The sequence below is a fragment of the Streptomyces sp. NPDC093795 genome (assembly GCF_044764665.1).
Classification (GTDB): domain Bacteria; phylum Actinomycetota; class Actinomycetes; order Streptomycetales; family Streptomycetaceae; genus Streptomyces.
The window spans coordinates 266,806-284,105 of the sequence record NZ_JBIWIO010000001.1; the positions used below are offsets into that span (position 1 = coordinate 266,806).

At 71.8% G+C, this 17,300-nt stretch carries 19 protein-coding genes; 9 read left to right on the forward strand and 10 right to left on the reverse strand.

Annotation, left to right across the window (positions count from 1 at the left end; all coding sequences use genetic code 11):
- Positions 1-13 precede the first annotated feature (13 nt).
- On the reverse strand, positions 14-520 hold the full coding sequence (locus ACIRB7_RS01190) for a hypothetical protein (RefSeq protein ID WP_403590618.1): 507 nt from the start codon (positions 518-520) through the stop codon (positions 14-16).
- Between the two features lie 133 nt (positions 521-653).
- Here ACIRB7_RS01190 and ACIRB7_RS01195 point away from each other — a divergent pair, with 133 nt between their 5' ends.
- From ACIRB7_RS01195 to ACIRB7_RS01220, 6 genes are all read left to right on the forward strand, one after another.
- Positions 654-1,865, forward strand: a complete 1,212-nt coding sequence (locus ACIRB7_RS01195) for a pyridoxal phosphate-dependent aminotransferase (RefSeq protein WP_403590621.1) — start codon at positions 654-656, stop codon at positions 1,863-1,865.
- A gap of 99 nt (positions 1,866-1,964) precedes the next feature.
- Positions 1,965-2,366, forward strand: coding sequence for a hypothetical protein (locus ACIRB7_RS01200; RefSeq protein WP_403590624.1), 402 nt, complete (start codon positions 1,965-1,967; stop codon positions 2,364-2,366).
- 266 nt (positions 2,367-2,632) lie between these two features.
- The gene (locus tag ACIRB7_RS01205) at positions 2,633-3,769 is read left to right on the forward strand and encodes a hypothetical protein (protein WP_403590626.1); all 1,137 of its coding nucleotides are present in this window, start codon (positions 2,633-2,635) and stop codon (positions 3,767-3,769) included.
- Positions 3,766-4,986 carry a toxic anion resistance protein gene (locus tag ACIRB7_RS01210; protein ID WP_403590628.1) on the forward strand — a complete coding sequence of 407 codons (1,221 nt, stop codon included), beginning with the start codon at positions 3,766-3,768 and terminating at the stop codon, positions 4,984-4,986. The genes ACIRB7_RS01205 and ACIRB7_RS01210 overlap by 4 nt, the downstream gene beginning before the upstream one ends.
- The gene (locus tag ACIRB7_RS01215; RefSeq protein ID WP_403590630.1) at positions 4,983-6,635 is read left to right on the forward strand and encodes an extracellular solute-binding protein; all 1,653 of its coding nucleotides are present in this window, start codon (positions 4,983-4,985) and stop codon (positions 6,633-6,635) included. Before ACIRB7_RS01210 ends, ACIRB7_RS01215 begins: the two co-directional genes overlap by 4 nt.
- On the forward strand, positions 6,622-7,239 hold the full coding sequence (locus tag ACIRB7_RS01220; protein ID WP_403590633.1) for a hypothetical protein: 618 nt from the start codon (positions 6,622-6,624) through the stop codon (positions 7,237-7,239). The genes ACIRB7_RS01215 and ACIRB7_RS01220 overlap by 14 nt, the downstream gene beginning before the upstream one ends.
- 98 nt (positions 7,240-7,337) lie before the next feature.
- Here ACIRB7_RS01220 and ACIRB7_RS01225 read toward each other — a convergent pair whose 3' ends face one another.
- Positions 7,338-9,161, reverse strand: coding sequence for a phosphoenolpyruvate carboxykinase (GTP) (locus ACIRB7_RS01225; RefSeq protein WP_351219678.1), 1,824 nt, complete (start codon positions 9,159-9,161; stop codon positions 7,338-7,340).
- A gap of 195 nt (positions 9,162-9,356) precedes the next feature.
- On the opposite strand from ACIRB7_RS01225, the gene ACIRB7_RS01230 reads away from it, so the two are divergent.
- Positions 9,357-10,031, forward strand: a complete 675-nt coding sequence (locus ACIRB7_RS01230; protein ID WP_403590636.1) for a hemolysin III family protein — start codon at positions 9,357-9,359, stop codon at positions 10,029-10,031.
- 2 nt (positions 10,032-10,033) lie between these two features.
- Here ACIRB7_RS01230 and ACIRB7_RS01235 read toward each other — a convergent pair whose 3' ends face one another.
- Genes ACIRB7_RS01235 through ACIRB7_RS01245 form a run of 3 tightly spaced genes read right to left on the reverse strand, consistent with a single transcriptional unit; the run spans position 10,034 to position 12,238 of the window.
- Positions 10,034-11,044, reverse strand: a complete 1,011-nt coding sequence (locus ACIRB7_RS01235) for a glycoside hydrolase family 26 protein (protein ID WP_403590639.1) — start codon at positions 11,042-11,044, stop codon at positions 10,034-10,036.
- 1 nt (position 11,045) lies between these two features.
- The gene (locus ACIRB7_RS01240) at positions 11,046-11,702 is read right to left on the reverse strand and encodes a vitamin K epoxide reductase family protein (RefSeq protein ID WP_403590642.1); all 657 of its coding nucleotides are present in this window, start codon (positions 11,700-11,702) and stop codon (positions 11,046-11,048) included.
- A gap of 32 nt (positions 11,703-11,734) precedes the next feature.
- Positions 11,735-12,238: a DUF5949 family protein gene (locus ACIRB7_RS01245; RefSeq protein ID WP_403590645.1), complete on the reverse strand. Its 504-nt coding sequence runs from the start codon at positions 12,236-12,238 to the stop codon at positions 11,735-11,737.
- 172 nt (positions 12,239-12,410) lie between these two features.
- Between ACIRB7_RS01245 and ACIRB7_RS01250 the strand changes: the two genes are divergently transcribed.
- Both ACIRB7_RS01250 and ACIRB7_RS01255 read left to right on the forward strand, forming a co-directional pair.
- A complete protein-coding gene (locus ACIRB7_RS01250) occupies positions 12,411-12,860 on the forward strand; it encodes a tyrosinase family oxidase copper chaperone (RefSeq protein WP_403590648.1) in 450 nt (149 codons plus the stop codon).
- Positions 12,844-13,710 (forward strand): tyrosinase family protein, encoded by an 867-nt coding sequence (locus tag ACIRB7_RS01255; protein WP_403590651.1) that lies wholly within the window; start codon positions 12,844-12,846, stop codon positions 13,708-13,710. The genes ACIRB7_RS01250 and ACIRB7_RS01255 overlap by 17 nt, the downstream gene beginning before the upstream one ends.
- Positions 13,711-13,789: 79 nt before the next feature.
- Here the strand turns inward: ACIRB7_RS01255 and ACIRB7_RS01260 are convergent, their stop codons facing one another.
- From ACIRB7_RS01260 to ACIRB7_RS01280, 5 genes are all read right to left on the reverse strand, one after another.
- Positions 13,790-14,071 (reverse strand): chaplin, encoded by a 282-nt coding sequence (locus ACIRB7_RS01260; RefSeq protein ID WP_403590654.1) that lies wholly within the window; start codon positions 14,069-14,071, stop codon positions 13,790-13,792.
- 292 nt (positions 14,072-14,363) lie between these two features.
- A complete protein-coding gene (locus ACIRB7_RS01265) occupies positions 14,364-14,840 on the reverse strand; it encodes a hypothetical protein (RefSeq protein WP_403590657.1) in 477 nt (158 codons plus the stop codon).
- Positions 14,841-15,041: 201 nt separating this feature from the next.
- On the reverse strand, positions 15,042-16,016 hold the full coding sequence (locus tag ACIRB7_RS01270; RefSeq protein ID WP_403590660.1) for a hypothetical protein: 975 nt from the start codon (positions 16,014-16,016) through the stop codon (positions 15,042-15,044).
- 241 nt (positions 16,017-16,257) lie between these two features.
- Positions 16,258-16,527: a hypothetical protein gene (locus tag ACIRB7_RS01275; RefSeq protein ID WP_351219688.1), complete on the reverse strand. Its 270-nt coding sequence runs from the start codon at positions 16,525-16,527 to the stop codon at positions 16,258-16,260.
- A 232-nt stretch (positions 16,528-16,759) separates the two neighbouring features.
- On the reverse strand, positions 16,760-17,122 hold the full coding sequence (locus ACIRB7_RS01280) for a hypothetical protein (protein ID WP_403590663.1): 363 nt from the start codon (positions 17,120-17,122) through the stop codon (positions 16,760-16,762).
- Positions 17,123-17,300 lie beyond the last annotated feature (178 nt).

Here is a 17,300-nt window from a genome sequence, read left to right on the forward strand (position 1 = left end):
GGCCCTCGTCCGGCTACCTGGGTCGCTTGGTCTGCCCCCGGCCGCGTCCCGGCTTGTCCTGGTGTCCGTCGCCGTCGGCGGACGGGTCGGCCTCCGGTCCGGCCGTGGGGCCGGCGGTGGCCGCTCCTGCCCCGGACGGAGCAGTCGTCCGGTCCGGTTCCCGGGCCGTCGGAGAGGAGGAGGGGCCGGTGCCGCCGTCCTCGCCCCCGTCCGGTTTCCGCCCGTCGGCGGCCGTGGGGTCCGGGGAGCCGGAGGCCTCGGGGGAGCCCGGCTCCCCGTCCGCGCCGTCGGAGCCGTCCGTCGGGTCCGCCTGGATCAGCGCGGGCGGCCCCTCGGGCGCTCCCCCGTCCTGCGAGCCCGTCCCGCCGCCCCCGCCTCCGGCGAGCAGCGCGGCTCCGACCCCGAGGACCGCGACGCCGCCGGCGGCGAGCAGCCAGACCGTCCCCCGGCCCCGGCGTGCGGGGGCGTGACGGCGTCGGCCGGGTCGGGGTGCGGCGACTCCGGGGGCGTGGTGGCTCATGTGGCCGGATTGTAGGGAGCACGACACCGTGCGTGCGACACGGGTCACATCGCGGCCGTCCGATGGGGGTCCCGGTGTCCGACGTGTCCCAAAACACGAGGCGCCCCGGCCGACACGGCCGTAAGCTCTCGTCATGCAGGTGATCCAGTCCACGAAGCTCGCCAACGTCTGTTACGAAATCCGGGGTCCGGTGCTCGAAGAGGCGATGCGGCTTGAGGCCGCGGGTCATCGCATCCTCAAGCTGAACACGGGAAACCCGGCCGCCTTCGGCTTCGAGTGCCCTCCCGCCATCCTTGAGGACGTGCTGCGCAACCTCTCCCACGCGCACGGCTACGGCGACGCGAAGGGGCTGCTCTCGGCCCGCCGGGCGGTGATGAGCCACTACGAGACGAAGGGCATCCCGCTCTCCGTCGAGGACATCTACCTCGGCAACGGCGTCTCCGAGCTGATCCAGATGTCGATGCAGGCGCTGCTCGACGACGGCGACGAGGTCCTCGTCCCGGCCCCCGACTATCCGCTGTGGACCGCGTCGGTCTCGCTGGCGGGCGGTACGGCCGTGCACTACCGCTGTGACGAGCAGGCGGACTGGATGCCGGACCTCGCGGACATCGAGCGGAAGATCACCGACCGCACCAAGGCGATCGTGATCATCAACCCGAACAATCCGACGGGTGCGGTCTACGACGACGAGATGCTCCGCTCCCTGACGGAGATCGCCCGGCGGCACAACCTGGTCGTCTGCTCGGACGAGATCTACGACAAGATCCTCTACGACGGCACCACGCACACCCCGACCGCCGCCATCGCCCCCGACCTCCTCGTCCTCACGTTCAACGGGATGAGCAAGAACTACCGGGTGGCCGGTTTCCGCTCCGGCTGGCTCGCGGTCTGCGGCCCGAAGCACCACGCGTCCTCGTACATCGAGGGACTCACGATCCTCGCCAACATGCGTCTCTGCGCGAACATGCCGGCGCAGCACGCGGTGGCCGCCGCGCTCCAGGGCCGGCAGTCGATCGAGGATCTGGTGCTGCCGGGCGGGCGACTCCTGGAGCAGCGGGACACGGCGTACGAGCTGCTGACGCAGATCCCGGGCGTGACGTGCGTGAAGCCGAAGGGCGCGCTGTACCTCTTCCCGCGGCTCGACCCGAACGTCTACAAGATCAAGGACGACCGGCAGATGGTCCTCGACCTGCTGCGGGCGGAGAAGATCATGGTCGTGCACGGGACGGGCTTCAACTGGCACGAGCCGGATCACTTCCGGATCGTGACGCTGCCGGCGGCGGCGGACCTGGCGGACGCGGTGACCCGGATCGGCCGCTTCCTGGACGGTTACAGCCAGCCCTAGGGGCCCGCGCGCCCTCTGTGACCGCCACGGCCCCGGACCCGAATCAACTTTAGACAGAATCTAAGCTAGGATGGCTCCAGAGCACTAGGAGGCCGTCCCATGTACGAACCGATCCGCACCAAGTCGGTCCACCGGATGGCCGACGACGCCCACGACGCGTACCCGCACCGCTCCCCCGAGGAGGAGCTGGACATCCAGCTCGCCGGGCACCTCTCCGCCCTGCTCGCCGTCACCGACGAGCTCGGCGACACGGAGGCCGGCGAGCAGATCGCCCGGCAGGTGGCGCGGCTGCGCGGCGCACCGCCCGCGCGCCACGCGGGCCTGAGCGGCTCGTCCGCACAGGACCTGCACCGCAGGGCCCACGCCCTCGCGGGCCGCGCCCTGGTCGTCGCCGCCTCCCGGGCCGACACGGCCGCCGCGATCCTCGCCGCCGGGCGCATGGACGCGCACACCGAGGCGCTGGCCGGGGAACCCACCCTGACCGCGGCCGGCACCCCCTGACGGCCCCGGTCCGCGCGGCACGAACCGCGCGGACCGGGTTGCCACCCCCCGGGCCATCCCCGGGCCGCCGCACCACCGCACCACCGCAGCCCCGCATCCGGCCGCCGCGCCGCCACCGGCCGCCGCATCCGGCCGCCGGCGCGCCCCCGGCCCGCCCCCGCTCGCCGCACCGCCACCCCGCCACCACCCCGTATCCGGCCGTCCACGCTCCGGTTCGGTACCGGGATCGCTCCTTCACCCCTCGTCCACCCAACTCCCCCTGGAATGTGGGCTTCCGCGAGCACGCTGCCCCCGTGAGACGCATCCTGGGAATCGTCCTGGCCGTCCTGCTCCTCGGCGGCGTGGCCGCCGTCCTCGTGACGGGCGGCGACAAGGACACGGGCACGGCAACGAAGACCGTGCGAGGAGTCATCGGGTCGGAGAAGGCGGAGTTCTTCGCCGACCCGCAGGTGGTGAAGGCCCTGGCCGCGAAGGGCTTCACCGTGCAATCCGAGACCTCCGGGTCCTGGGACATGGAGGAACTGCCCCTCGACGGCTACGACTTCGCCTTCCCGTCCTCGAAGGGACCGGCCGACGAGCTCCGCGCGAAGGCCCGGAAGCCGGCCGAGGAGACGGCGACGACCGCCCCGCTGCGGCCGTTCTACTCGCCGCTCGTCGTCGTCGCGCACAGCGCCGCCGCCCGGGTCCTCGCGGGGAACGGCCTGGCGACCCTCGGCCCGCGCGGCACGAGCGGCACCCTGAAGATGGACGCCTACCTGGCGGCCGCCCGCGGCGACCGGACCTGGCAGCAGCTCAAGGGCTCCGCGGGCCACGCAGAGCTGAGCGGCACCGTCTTCATCACCTCCACCGACCCGGTCGCCTCCAACTCCGGCGCGCTCTACCTCGCCGCCGCGAGCTACGTCGCCGACGGCGGACGGGTCGCGGGCGACAAGGCCGCCGTCACCCGCACGGCCCCCCTGCTCCGCAAGCTCGTCCAGGTGCAGGGCGCCCAGCAGTCCGGCTCGGACGCCCCCTTCCGCGACTTCATCAGCGGCGTCGGCAACCCGCTCGTCCTCGTGTACGAGTCCCAGGTCGCCGCGCAGCTCCTGGCCGGCCGCCCGATGGGCGACCTCGTCGTCCTCTACCCGGACACCACGGTCAACAGCGACCACACCCTCGTACCGATCACCCCGAACGGCCGGGCCCTCGGCGAACTCCTCTCCACCGACCCCGAGTTGCGCAAGCTCGCGGTACGCCACGGCTTCCGGCCGCAGGGCGCTGCGAGCGAGTTCACCACCGCGACCCAGAGCCACACCGCCTACCTCAACCAGACGCTGACCGGAGTCCGCCAGGCGCCCGTGCCCACCAGCAAGGTGCTGCACGACATGGCCCTGCGGGCCCGCGACCAGGGGGACACCGCATGACCGCGCCCGAGGATCCGAGAAGGACGATCGCCCTGACACCGCCCGAGCACGACACCCCGCTCGTCCTCACCCCGCCCGAGCCGGTGCCCCCGGTCCGCGCCGCGCAGGCCTCAGGCCTGGTGCCGATGGACGAGGCGGTCCGTACGGAGATGTCCCGCCGGGCCGCCGAGTACGTCGGCTCGATCGAAGGACTCGACCCGCGCTCGCCCGAGTTCGCCGGGCGCGTCGGCGAGATCGCGGCGCTCGGCGCGGGCGAGATCCGCACCGCCGCGCAGCAGTCGAACCGCATGCTCGACCGTACGGTCCGCTCCCTCGGCTCCGGCGCCTCCGGCGGCGACGCCAAGGCCCGGGTCGGCACCTCCCTCGTCGAACTCCGGCGCACCGTCGAGGACCTGGACCCCAGGGACACCCCCGGCAAGGGCCTCAAAGGGCTCCTCGCGAAGCTCCCCGGCGGCAACAAGCTGCGCGACCACGTCGCCAAGTACGCCTCCTCGCAGACCACGCTCAACCGGATCGTCGGCGCCCTGCGCAGCGGTCAGGACGAACTGCGGCGCGACAACGCCGCGTTGCTGACCGAGCGGGCCCGGCTCTGGGAGACCATGGGCAAGCTCCAGGAGTACGCGGTGCTCACCGACGCCCTCGACGCGGCCGTGGAGCAGCGCATCGCCCTCGCGCCCGACCCCGCGCAGGCGGACGCGCTCCGCGCCGACCTCCTCTTCCCGGTCCGGCAGAAGCACCAGGACCTGCTGACCCAGCTGGCCGTCTGCGCGCAGGGATACCTGGCGATGGACGTGGTCCGCCGGAACAACGACGAACTGATCAAGGGCGTGGAGCGGGCGGCGACGACGACCCTGTCGGCGCTGCGGATCGCGGTGATGCTCGCCTCCGCGCTCGAACACCAGCGGAAGGTCACCGAGCAGGTGAACGTGCTGCGGTCGACGACCGAGGACCTGATCCGCGGCAACTCCGAGATGCTGGCCGAGCAGGCGGGTGAGATCCAGATCCTGGCGGCGAACCCGGCGGTGGGCGCGGAGACGCTCCGCACCGCGTTCCAGCAGATCTACCGGACGCTCGACGCCATCGACACGTACAAGGCGCAGGCGACGGAGGCGATGGCGGCGACGGTCGAGTCGCTGACGGCCGAACTCCGGGAGGCGAGCGCCCACTTGGAGCGCAGCCGCCGCACCGGAGCCCTGGAGGGTGGCGGCCCCGCATGACGACCACACGCCCCGCCCGGACGAACCCCCGGACGGACCCCCGCCCGCGCACCCGCCCCCGCCCCCGCGTCCTCGCCCGTACGATCGCCGCCCTCGCCCTCGCCCTCCTCGTCACGGCGACCGGCAGCTCCTGCGACGCCACAGACCGCACCGACCGCACCGACGACCGGCTCGACGGCATCACCGTCGCCCCCGGCACGCTCCGCGTCCTCGCCTCCTCCGAGCTGACCGACATGGAGCCCGTCCTCGACACGGCCCTCCGCACGACCGGCGTCACGGTCCGTCCCACGTACGTCGGCACCCTCGACGCCGTCGAGCTCATCGCCTCCGGGAAGGCGGACAAGGACTACGACGCGGTCTGGCTCTCCTCCAACGACTATCTCCGGCTCGATCCCGCCACCGCGAAGAAGATCACCAGCGAGACGCCGATCATGACCTCGCCGGTCGCCCTCGGGGTGCGGCCCGCCGCGGTCGCCCGGCTCGGCTGGGACCCGGCGAAGGTCACCTGGTCGCAGCTGCACCAGGCGGTCGCCGCCGGGAAGCTGACGTACGGCATGACCGACCCGATGCGCTCCAACTCCGGCCTGTCCGCCCTCGTCTCGGTGGCCTCGGGGCTCTCCGGCGCGCAGGCCGCGCTCACCGGGGCGGATGTACGCCGGGCCACCCCGAAGCTCAAGGAGTTCTTCAGCGGGCAGAAGCTGACATCGGGCTCCTCCGGCTGGCTCGCCGATGCCTACGGGCGTCGCGGCGACGTCGACGCGCTCGTCAACTACGAGTCGGTGCTGCGGTCCTCGTTCCAGCCCGACGACCTGACCGTGATCCGGCCGATCGACGGCGTCGTCACCGCCGACTACCCGCTCAGCCTCCTCACCTCCGCCCGCCCGGAGGCGAAGGACGCGGCGCGGCGGCTCACCGAGTACCTCCGCGGCCCGGAGGCGCAGGAGCGGATCACGGAGGGGACGCTCCGCCGCCCCGTGGTCGCCGGCGTCCGCCCTGCCCCCGCGCTCGCCCGCGACCAGCGGCGCGAGCTGCCGTTCCCTGGCAGCCGGGCCGTGGCGGACGGGCTGCTCGACGCGTACGACAACACCCTGCGCAGGCCCTCCCGCACGGTCTACGTCCTCGACACCTCCGGTTCCATGGCGGGCGAGCGCCTCGAACGGCTCAAGTCGGCCCTCGCCGAGCTGACCGGCGACTTCCGGGACCGGGAGGAGGTCACCCTGATGCCCTTCGGTTCGGCGGTGAAGCAGAGCGAGGTCCGTACGCACACGGTCGACCCGGCCTCGCCCCAGGCGGCGCTGGGCGCGATCAGATCCGACGCGCAGCAGCTCTCCGCCTCCGGCGGCACCGCGATCTACTCCAGCGTCCAGGAGGCGTACCGCTTCCTCGGCAAGGCTCCCGCCGACACGTTCACCTCGATCGTGCTCATGACGGACGGGGAGAACACCGACGGCGACCCGGCCGCCGCGTTCGACGCCTTCTACCGCTCGCTGCCCGCCGGGCAGAAGGGCACCCCGGTCTTCCCGATCCTCTTCGGTGACTCCGACCGGGCCGAGCTCGACCACCTCGCGAGCCTGACCGGCGGCAAGCTCTTCGACGCCACCCGTGGTTCGCTGGACGGCGCCTTCGAGGAGATCCGTGGCTACCAGTAACCCGCTGCTCAGATACGCCGAATCCCGCAAGAACCTGGCCGGCTGCGTCGGCGGCCTCGCGGGAGTCGGCCTCGCCCTCACCGGCGCCGCCGGCGGCCTCTGGCCCCTGGTCATCGTGGGCCTGTACGGGGCGGGGGCGCTGATCGCGCCGCCGGAGCGGCCCGACACCCCGGACTTCCCGGACGCGGGCGAGCAGCTGGGGGCGCTGCGCGCCGACTTCACGACCCTGCGCGCGTACCTGGCCGAGGTGGAGCTGCCGGAGGCCACCCGCGAGCGGCTCACCGCGCTCGACACCCTCGTGGGGGCCCTGCTCGAACCGGGCTCGGTGAGCGACCCGGAGCATCTGCACGTCCTGGCCCGCGCGGTCCGCCAGGACATCCCGGAGGCCGTCGACACCTTCGTACGGACCCGGTGGTGGTCGCGGTTCGCCCCGGGCACCGAGCCGCCGGAGACCCACCTCGAACGGCAGCTGGCCGCGCTCCACAAGGAGGCGACGGCGATCGCCACCGCGCTGTGGGAGGCGGAGGCGATCCGCCAGGAGATCATCACACGGTACGTGGAGGGGCGCGGCGACGGAGGGTATGCGCCGGCCCCCGGAGCCTGAGGGGGCTTCGGGGGCCGGGCGGATCGTGGTGGGCCGTCGTGACCCCACTGGTCAGGGCGGTATCTCGGGGCAACCCACCACGAGTCTGCGGTGCGGGATCAGCCCAGGCGCTCGACAAGCGCGCGGTACTCGTCCCACAGCTCCTTCGGCGTGTGGTCGCCGAAGGTGTTGAGGTGGTCGGGGACGAGGGCGGCCTCTTCGCGCCACACGTCACGGTCGACCTTGAGGAGGAACTCCAGGTCCTCGGCCGGCAGGTCCAGGCCGTCGGTGTCGAGGGACTCCGCGGTCGGCAGGATGCCGATCGGGGTCTCGACGCCCTCGGCCTTGCCCTCGAGGCGCTCGACGATCCACTTGAGGACGCGGCTGTTCTCGCCGAAGCCGGGCCAGACGAACTTGCCGGCGTCGTTCTTGCGGAACCAGTTCACGTAGTAGATCTTCGGCAGCTTCGCCGCGTCGGCGGTCGCGCCCACCTTGACCCAGTGGGCCATGTAGTCGCCCATGTTGTAGCCGCAGAACGGCAGCATCGCGAAGGGGTCGCGGCGCAGCTCGCCGACCTTGCCCTCGGCGGCGGCGGTCTTCTCGGAGGCGACGTTCGCGCCGAGGAAGACGCCGTGGTTCCAGTCGAAGGACTCGGTGACCAGCGGTACGGCGGTGGCGCGGCGGCCGCCGAAGAGGATCGCGGAGATCGGGACGCCCTTGGTGTCCTCCCACTCGGGGGCGATCGTCGGGCACTGGCCGGCCGGGACGGTGAAACGGGCGTTCGGGTGGGCGGCGGGCGTCTCGGACGCGGGCGTCCAGTCGTTGCCCTTCCAGTCCGTGAGGTGCGCGGGGGCCGTCTCGGTCATCCCCTCCCACCACACGTCGTTGTCGTCGGTGAGGGCGACGTTGGTGAAGACGGAGTTGCCCCAGAGGGTCTTCATGGCGTTGGCGTTGGTGTGCTCGCCGGTGCCGGGCGCGACGCCGAAGAATCCGGCCTCGGGGTTGATGGCGTAGAGACGACCGTCCTCGCCGAAGCGCATCCAGGCGATGTCGTCGCCGATGGTCTCGACGGTCCAGCCGGAGATCGTGGGCTCCAGCATGGCCAGGTTCGTCTTGCCGCAGGCCGAGGGGAACGCGGCGGCGACGTACTTCGCCTCGCCCTGCGGCGGGGTCAGCTTCAGGATGAGCATGTGCTCGGCGAGCCAGCCCTCGTCACGCGCCATGACGGAGGCGATGCGGAGCGCGTAGCACTTCTTGCCGAGCAGGGCGTTGCCGCCGTAGCCCGAGCCGTACGACCAGATCTCGCGGCTCTCGGGGAAGTGCGAGATGTACTTGGTGGAGTTGCAGGGCCACGGCACGTCCTCCTGGCCCTCCTCCAGGGGGGCGCCGAGGGTGTGGACGGCCTTGACGAAGAAGCCGTCGGTGCCGAGCTCGTCGAGGACGGCCTGTCCCATGCGGGTCATGGTGCGCATGGAGACGGCGACGTACGCGGAGTCGGTGATCTCGACGCCGATGGCGGAGAGCGGGGAGCCGACGGGGCCCATGCAGAAGGGCACGACGTACATGGTGCGGCCGCGCATCGAGCCGCGGAAGATGCCTTCGGAGCCCGCGAAGAGCTCCTTCATCTCGGCCGGGGCCTTCCAGTGGTTGGTCGGGCCCGCGTCCTCCTCCTTCTCGGAGCAGATGAAGGTCCGGTCCTCGACGCGCGCGACGTCGGTCGGGTCGGAGGCCGCGTAGTACGAGTTCGGGCGCAGGGCCGGGTCGAGCTTCGTGAAGGTCCCCTTGGCGACGAGCTCCTCGCACAGGCGGTCGTACTCGGCCTCGGAGCCGTCGCACCAGACGATGTTGTCCGGCTGGGTGATCTCGGCGATCTCGTTCACCCAGGAGACGAGCTCCTGGTGCTGGGTCGGAAGGGTCTGGGGAGCCGCGTTGTCGCGCGCCACGATTGCTCCTTGTAGAGGGGTTTTTAGGTGTGTGCCCCGTGGGGGCCGCGACCCGGATGCTTCGTAGCTGCTCATCCGGTGCCGACCGCACTCATTTGATCATCCGATGGAACCGCCCATATGTCCAGGGGGCCGCCCACGTGAGCATCGCCACTCATATTTGGGACCTACGCGCGCGTAGGTAGCATGCGGTGTATGACTTCCGCCATGCCGTCGGTGAACGAGATAGAGCAGTTCGTGAAGCCCAGGCTCAGAGGCTGGCTGCATGCCGGGATGTTCCCCGCGGTGATCGTGGCGGGTGTCGTCCTGGTCGCCTTCGCCGATTCCCCCCGGGCCCGCATCGCCTGCGGGATCTTCGCGCTCACCGCCTGCATGCTCTTCGGCATCAGCGCGCTCTACCACCGCGGCAACTGGGGCCCGCGCGGCGAGGCCGTCCTCCGGCGCCTCGACCACGCCAACATCTTCCTGATCATCGCGGGCACCTACACCCCGCTCACCCTGCTCCTGCTCCCGGACTCCACGGCCGAGCCGCTCATGTGGGCGATCTGGGCGGCGGCCCTCGCCGGCATCGCCTTCCGGGTCTTCTGGGTCGGCGCCCCCCGCTGGCTGTACACGCCCTGCTACATCGCCATGGGCTGGGCCGCCGTCTTCTTCCTGCCCGACTTCCTGCGGGCCGGCGGCGTCGCCGTCCTCGTCCTCGTCGTCGTCGGCGGGCTGCTCTACAGCGCCGGCGGCGTGATCTACGGCCTCAAGCGCCCGAACCCGTCGCCGCGCTACTTCGGCTTCCACGAGGTCTTCCACTCGCTGACCCTGGCCGCCTTCATCGCCCACTACATCGGCATCTCACTGGTGGCCTACCAGGACTCCTGACGTCAAGGGCGGTCCGGCGCCCCGAGCGCGCCCCTGACGACCCGCCCCGACTCGGGGTTGTCCGGGCACTCCCACACGCCGTGCGGACAGTAGTCCGTGAACGTCTGGTAGACGGGCCGGTACCGGGCGAACCAGTCGAGCATCCCGCGGACGTACGCCGGGTTGTCGCCGTTGCGGAAGAGTCCCCACTCCGGATACGAGACGGGCTTGCCGTGCGCCGCCGCGAAGCTCACATGGTGCGCGAGCCCGTACTCCTCCGTCACCTGCTCCTCGAAGCCGAGCCCCTCGGGCTGGTCGTAGGCGTCGAGCCCGATGATGTCGACGTACGCGTCGCCCGGGTAGCAGCGCGGCCACTCCACCGCGTCCCGCCCCCGGCTCGCGGTGAAGTCGAAGCGGAAACGCTGCCCGGGGACGGCGCGCAGCACGGTCACCACACGCTGCCAGTACGCCTTCCAGGCCTCCGGGTCCGGTCCGCAGCGGTGGCTGTAGGTCGTGCCGTTCATCTCCCAGCCGAGGACGAGCACCGCGTCCGGGAGCCGGTGTGCGACGAGCCGCTCACCCAGGGTGCGGAAGTGGACGTCGTACGCTCCGGCCGCCCCGCGCCGCAGGCCCGCGCGGACCTCGCCGTCCGGCAGACCCTCCTCGCTGCGGTCGAGCAGCGGCACGTTCAGGACGAACAGCCGCCCTGGCCGCTCCTCCTTCCACCGGGCCCACGGCTCGAAGAGCGCGGAGTGGCCCTCGATGTTGGACCAGCGGTCGCCGGGCAGATACGTGTGCCCCACCGTCAGCGACGCCCCGCCGAGCCAGCGCTGCACCTCGGCGATCCGCCGCACCCCGGTCGCGTCCGAGCCGGTGAAGAAGCCGGAGGGCACCGTCACCGGATCCGGGTCGGGCGCGGCCCGCTCCGCGGTGTGCCGTGAGCCGGGCGCGATCCGGTCGTACGGCAGGGCGAGCACGAGAACGGCCGCGAGCAGCACGATCAGTGCGGCCCGCGGCCAGGAGGAGGGGGTCACGTCAACTGGTCCAGAATTCCCACCATCGGGTCAGGATCAGCATCCCGATGATCCCGATGTGCAGGACGGGCAGGGCGAACGTGAACTCGCCGAGGAAGGTCCGCAGGCCCGCCGGGGCGGGGATCAGCCCGTGCCGGACGTTGTGCGCGGTGACGTACCAGAACATGACGATGGTGGCGACCCAGGCCAGGCAGCACCACAGGCAGAGCGAGTTGATCTCGTACAGCGACTGGTACATCAGCCAGGTGCAGAAGCCGACGCCGAAGAGCATGCCGGCGTTGAGGCCGAGCCAGATCCAGCCCCGGTAGCGGGCTCCGGCGAGCAGTCCGGCCCCGAGGGCGACGACGACGGCGTACGTGACGAGTCCGAGCATCGGGTTGGGGAAGCCGAAGACCCCCGCCTGCTCGCTCTTCATGATGTTGCCGCAGGAGACGACCGGATTGAGGCTGCACCCGGGCTGGAAACCGGGGTCCTCCAGGAGCTTGAACTTGTCGATCGTGATCACCCAGCCGGACAGCACACCGGCCGCCCCGGTGATCATGAGGAGCCAGGCGAGGGCCCGGCCCGCCCCGGTCGCCCCGGCCGGCTCGTGCGTTTCGTCGTCCCGCGAGAGCCGCCGCTGCCCCGGCACTCCGTCCTGGACATCCACCGTCGCCATATCGCCCCTGCCGTCCTCGGTCCGCCGTCCGCTCAGCCCTGGAGTCGCCGGACCGGAAGCACCACGTGGGCCCCGCCCGCCAGGGGCTCCTCGCCGTCGAAGAAGGAGCGCAGCTGCTCCTCCGTGACCGGCTCGCCGGGCGCGACCTCGGGCCAGGGGCGGACGGAGCAGATCAGGTAGGCGTGTCCGAGCTTGTTGGCGGCCGCCTCCCACTCCGCCGGCACCGAGCACTGCACCTTGATGAACGGCAGGGTGAGGACCGCCCGCTGCGCCTCGACGAGGAGGTGGGCGTCGACACCGGACTCCTGGGACGCGTCGATCACCGGCCCGCCGACGGTCAGGCCCATGCCCTCGATGGCGGCCCGCATCGCTTCCTCGCCGGCCTCGCGGCCGTCCCTGCCGTTGCCGAGCGAATACACCATCACGTACGGAGCGGCCGCCTTTTCCTCGGTGGGGCCGGTGGTCCAGAAGACGGTCGAGAGGGTGCCCAGCGGGGAGACGCTGCGCGCCTCGGAAACGGAATTGGAAGAAGTCATGGGTCCGGATGCTAGTGGTCGCACACCCACCCTTCCGCGCCCGATTCACCCGATCGGCCGACATTCACGCGGCTGAAATTTCCCCCGCAACGAATCCGCTTTCTCCTCGTTGTTCCCTCAGGGCATTTCCCTCCGCCTTCGGCGGGGCCTCCGCACCACCAGGAGATCACTCATGACCGTCCCGCGCCGCCTCGCACTGCGGTCCCTCTTCACCCTGAGCGTCGCCGCCTTCACCGGTGGCGCGCTCACCCGTATCGCCATGACGGCCCGGAACGGAACGGCGGACGGAGGGCGCGCCACCGGCGCGCCGTCCGGCGAGATGTCCGGCGAGATGTCCGGCGAGATGTCCGAAACGTTCGACGAGATGTACCGGGGCCGCCGCATCCAGGCGCGGCCGGCGCCCGCCGACGGGATCGAGGTCCTCGTCGACGACCGGCCGCTGCATCTGATGCGCTGCGCGAACGGCGGCTATCTCACCCCCATCGACCACTACCAGATCCATCCGACGCCGCTGGCGGCCACGCGCGCGGCCGTGGACGAGCTCGGGTCCGCGCCGCTGTCCCGCTTCGCCGCCGCCCACGGCGTCCACCCGGGAGGGAGTCCGCGTGGCCTACACGCGTAAGAACCAGCGCGATCTGACCAGCGCCGAGCGGAAGAAGTTCGTCGCCGCGGTCCTGGAGCTGAAGCGCAGAGGGGCGTACGACGACTTCGTCCGCACCCACATCGACTACTACACGGCCGACGGCGACGGCCGCCTGCGCGTGGCCCACATGGCGCCCAGCTTCCTTCCCTGGCACCGCAAGTTCCTGCTGGAGTTCGAGCGGGCGCTGCGCCGGATCGACCCGACGGTCACCGTGCCGTACTGGGACTGGACCCGCGACAACACCCCGGCCGCCTCCCTCTGGAACGACGACTTCATGGGCGGCAACGGCCGGCGCGGCGACCTCCAGGTGATGACCGGGCCCTTCGCCCACGCGGGCGGACGCTGGACCATCACCCACGCGATGACCGAAGGCGTCTTCCTCACCAGGGACCTCGGCCGCCCCCGCGACCCGATCACGCTCCCCACCCGGGCGGAACTCGACGAGGTGATGCGCGAGACGGTGTACGACGTGGCGCCCTGGAACTCGACGAGCGCCTCCGGCTTCCGCAACCGCCTGGAGGGCTGGGCCCCTGGCCGGGGCAACGAGCGCTTCCGGATCCACAACCGGGTGCACCGCTGGATCGGCGGCCTGATGCTGGGCGGCGCCTCGGTCAACGACCCGGTCTTCTGGCTCCACCACTCCTTCGTCGACCTGCTCTGGTCACGCTGGCAGCAGCGCAACCCCCGCCCCGGCTACCTGCCGGCGGACCCCCCGCCGCTGGGCGACCCGCAGCACGGCCGGGTCGCGGCCCGCGACGAGCGGATGGGCCCGTGGGGCGTCACCCCGGCGCAGATGCTCGACCACAGCGGGATCTACCGGTACGCCTGAGGCGCACGGGCGGGCGCCCCACACACACGGAACGGCCCTCCGGCGGATGTGCCGGGGGGCCGCTCCGTGGGGAAGGGGATCAGGCGCCGTAGCCGCCGTCGCGGTGCTCCGGACCGTGACCGTCGACGTTCGCGCAGCTGTTGCCGAACGCCGGGTTGATCAGACCGATGACGGTGACGGTGTTGCCGCACAGGTTGATCGGCACGTGGACCGGGACCTGGACGACGTTGCCGGAGACGATACCGGGGGACGCGGCGGCGACGGCCTCGGCGCCCGTGTCGGCGACGGCCATGCCGGCTCCGCTGAGGGCAACGGCACCCGTGCCGGCGAGGACGGCGGCAGCCTTCGCGATGCGAGACATCAAGAACTCCTTGGACGTGGAAAGTCGACCGCGAGATTCACGGCCGCACAGTCCCGTTCAACGCCGAAAAGGCGCACGAGTAACGGCCTTTAGACCGGATGGGCGGAATGAAAAGATGAAGGCCCGCGGACGGTGGTCCGTCCGCCGTCGGATACGACGGGACGAACCACCGGACCCGCGGGCCACGGCCATGCGACAAGCCTTCTGTTGTAACGAACAACGACCCTTTGGGTAGCGGGGAAGAATCGTCTCTTCACCCGCCCGGGCCATTGGTCGTGCAGAGGGACGGCGGTCAGGCCGTCGGCTGCGCCAGCCCCAGCTGGGGGTCCAGCGTCCCCTGCATCGAGGGGGTGAGGAGGCCGGCGTTCGACGGCGTGACGTCCGGGAGCCCGAGCCTGTCACCGCGCGGCATACCGACCGGGTTGCCGACCGCGGCCCCGGGGGTGGCCGCCGTCAGGGGCGAGCGCGGGGTGGTGAACTGAGCCGTGCCGAGCCGGCTTCCCTCGAGGACCTCGGGGAGCGGGGCGGAGACGAGGGTGGTCGGGAGCGTGCTGACGACCGGGACCCGCGGCAGGCCGACGTCCGGCAGGGTCTGGGGGCGCCCCTCGTGGAAGACGGTGGGGGCGCCCGGCATGACGAGCGGGACACCGCTGGCCACGGTGGGCGCGTCCATCGGGATCACGGGCTCCAGGCCCTGGAGCGGAACGACCACCGGAGCCTCGGCGGCGGAAGCGGGGGCGGCCATGGCCGCGGAGGCGAGAGCGGTCATGAGGATTCCCATGCCGGCGTGTGATCGCAGGTTCATCACTGCGTGTGCCCTTCGGAGGGTGACGATCGGTGCGGTGGAGCTGTGTCCTGTGAACGAGCCCTCCGGCGAGAACGTCGCGAAAGTTCGCCTGTGTGCAGCAACGCCGAGGGCCCTCACCGGTGAAAGTGAGGACCCTGGTTGACAGGCGGTCAGCCCGAGGCGTCAGTGGCGGCGTTCGGAGCGTCCGGCACGGATCGCGCGTCCGGCGCGGAGACGGATGACCGCTCCACCGAGGATCAGTGCGGCACTGACGGCGGCGGCGCCCGTCAGCGCGGCGGTGTCGCTTCCGGTGTCGGGGAGCTGCGGCTCACCCGGCCCGGTCGGACTCGGCTGAGTCGGGGTGGCCGGCGGCTTGGTCGGCTCCCCGGGGTGGGTGGGCGGCTTGGTCGGCTCCCCGGGGTGGGTGGGCGGCTTGGTGGGCGGCTTCGTCGGCTCACCGGGATGGGTGGGCGGCTTGGTGGGCGGCTTGGTCGGCTCACCGGGAGCACCCGGCTCACCCGGCTCGCCGGGCTGGCCCGGAGGTGTCGACGGAGTGGTCGGTGGCTTGGTCGGCTCACCGGGGTGCGAGGGGTGGCCGGGCTTCGTCGGCTCACCCGGATTCGTGGGATGCCCCGGCTTCGTCGGCTCACCCGGATTCGTGGGGTGACCGGGGTGCGTGGGATGCCCCGGCTCCGTCGGCTCACCGGGATGCGTGGGATGCCCCGGCTTCGTCGGCTCACCCGGATTCGTGGGGTGGCCGGGCTCCGTCGGGTGGCCGGGCTCCGTCGGGTGGCCGGGCTCCGTCGGGTGGCCGGGCTTCGTCGGCTCACCCGGATTGCTCGGCTCACCCGGATTCGTCGGGTGGCCGGGAGGTGTCGGGTGGCCGGGGGTGTCGTCCGGGTCGTCCCCGTAGCCGTCGGGGTCGTCGGCGGCCTGGGCGCAGAGGTCACGGACCGCCTTGCCGGCGATGTCGCCGAGGTTCACGGAGGCCCCGCACAGGCTCACCGAGAGGGGGGCCTGACGATGGTGGCCCGCGCCGGGCCCCGGCGTATCGCCCGTGCCCGTGGAGTTCGCCGCCACGGCGAAGCCTCCGGTCAGCGACAGAATGCCCGTCGCGGCTGCGGCAGTGAGCAGCTTCCTGGTGATGATGGATCGCATACCGCTCTTCCTCTGGAGAAAGGGAGAGACCGGCGGGGATCCCCCTCGCTCCGACCGGCCTTTCCGCGCGCCGGCGGAACGCGGGAATTCGGTCTCTCCGTGAGCCAACCTTCCGTGGATGGTTGGCGAGAGCGTAAGGAGCGGTGCACGGCGAAGAACCGGCCCCACACGGCGGCCGATCTGAATATCATTCGATCAGCCGATCGCAGGGGGCGCGAGGGATCCCGTCACCAAGGGCGCGTCAGCCCCCCAGCGGCGGCATGCCGCCGAGCAACGGCGTCTTCTTGCCGGTCTCGCTCAGCTTCCCGGCGGCCTCACCCACGGTCTTGACCGGCGAACCGTTCGTGGTGCTGCTCAGCGCGTCCGTCTCCAGGCCCTCGCTGGAGATCGCGCCGAGGCCCCCGTCCAGGCTGGTGGGAAGCTCCGCCGGCCCCATGGCCATGGCGGGCGCGGCGGCACCCAGGGCCATGACGGAACCGGCGACGATCGCGGCGACCTTGATGGGCTTCATGGAGAGAGTCCTTCCTCGCAAGCAAGTCGTTTGCTGCGCGGGGGAGTTGAGCGTTTCCCGCGCGTCGTACTGCTTCTGTAACGAGAGGTGCGCTCCCCGGAAACTCCAGGGGAAGGGATTTCTCGACACTGCACCCGAATGAAGGGCGCGGTCCTATTTGCCGATCGGATACGCGAAACGCCGTACCGGCCCAGGGGTGCTGGGCCGGTACGGCGTGGTCCGCGCGCCGCCGTTAACGGACGGGCGGCGACGGCTCGGCCGGCAGGTCGAGCGCGGGCGGGTCGACCGGCGTGGTGGCCACGGGCCAGTCCTTCAGGGCGGCCTCCTTGATGGCGGCGACCGCCTTCGCGATCTTGGCGTCGAACGCCTCGGTGGCCGCGTCGGAGAGCCGGCCGTCGGCCTTGATCGTCGCGAGGAGTTCGGCCACCGCGCTGCTCACCGCCCCCCTGGGGGTGTCGGCCCGGACGGGCGGCGCGACGGTGGCCGCGCGGGGCGGCTGATCTATGTCGGTGGCGGCGGCGGGTCCCGCCGCGCCGAGGGTGAGGGCGGCGGCTGCAGCCAGGACAGTGAGGCGGAGTGGGGCCTGGGGACGCATATGTGTTCCTTTTCCGTATGCGTCGGACAACATCCCCCTCACCGTGCCTGCGCATATAGCGCTCCGCAATGGGAGAACTACCGAGCGCCACGCATTCGTTCGGGTGAATCCACCCCTCTGACCTGCTCCTCCCAGGGGCGTACGCCGTTGCACCGGGCGGCGCACGAGGGTGCGCCCG

Excerpts from the sequence above, each read along its gene's own strand:
- ACIRB7_RS01190 (WP_403590618.1), bottom strand. The coding sequence starts at position 520 with ATGAGCCACCACGCCCCCGGAGTCGCCGCACCCCGACCCGGCCGACGC.
- ACIRB7_RS01195 (WP_403590621.1), top strand. The coding sequence starts at position 654 with ATGCAGGTGATCCAGTCCACGAAGCTCGCCAACGTCTGTTACGAAATC.
- ACIRB7_RS01200 (WP_403590624.1), top strand. The coding sequence starts at position 1,965 with ATGTACGAACCGATCCGCACCAAGTCGGTCCACCGGATGGCCGACGAC.
- ACIRB7_RS01210 (WP_403590628.1), top strand. The coding sequence starts at position 3,766 with ATGACCGCGCCCGAGGATCCGAGAAGGACGATCGCCCTGACACCGCCC.
- ACIRB7_RS01215 (WP_403590630.1), top strand. The coding sequence starts at position 4,983 with ATGACGACCACACGCCCCGCCCGGACGAACCCCCGGACGGACCCCCGC.
- ACIRB7_RS01230 (WP_403590636.1), top strand. The coding sequence starts at position 9,357 with ATGACTTCCGCCATGCCGTCGGTGAACGAGATAGAGCAGTTCGTGAAG.
- ACIRB7_RS01240 (WP_403590642.1), bottom strand. The coding sequence starts at position 11,702 with ATGGCGACGGTGGATGTCCAGGACGGAGTGCCGGGGCAGCGGCGGCTC.
- ACIRB7_RS01245 (WP_403590645.1), bottom strand. The coding sequence starts at position 12,238 with ATGACTTCTTCCAATTCCGTTTCCGAGGCGCGCAGCGTCTCCCCGCTG.
- ACIRB7_RS01250 (WP_403590648.1), top strand. The coding sequence starts at position 12,411 with ATGACCGTCCCGCGCCGCCTCGCACTGCGGTCCCTCTTCACCCTGAGC.
- ACIRB7_RS01260 (WP_403590654.1), bottom strand. The coding sequence starts at position 14,071 with ATGTCTCGCATCGCGAAGGCTGCCGCCGTCCTCGCCGGCACGGGTGCC.
- ACIRB7_RS01265 (WP_403590657.1), bottom strand. The coding sequence starts at position 14,840 with ATGACCGCTCTCGCCTCCGCGGCCATGGCCGCCCCCGCTTCCGCCGCC.
- ACIRB7_RS01270 (WP_403590660.1), bottom strand. The coding sequence starts at position 16,016 with ATGCGATCCATCATCACCAGGAAGCTGCTCACTGCCGCAGCCGCGACG.
- ACIRB7_RS01275 (WP_351219688.1), bottom strand. The coding sequence starts at position 16,527 with ATGAAGCCCATCAAGGTCGCCGCGATCGTCGCCGGTTCCGTCATGGCC.
- ACIRB7_RS01280 (WP_403590663.1), bottom strand. The coding sequence starts at position 17,122 with ATGCGTCCCCAGGCCCCACTCCGCCTCACTGTCCTGGCTGCAGCCGCC.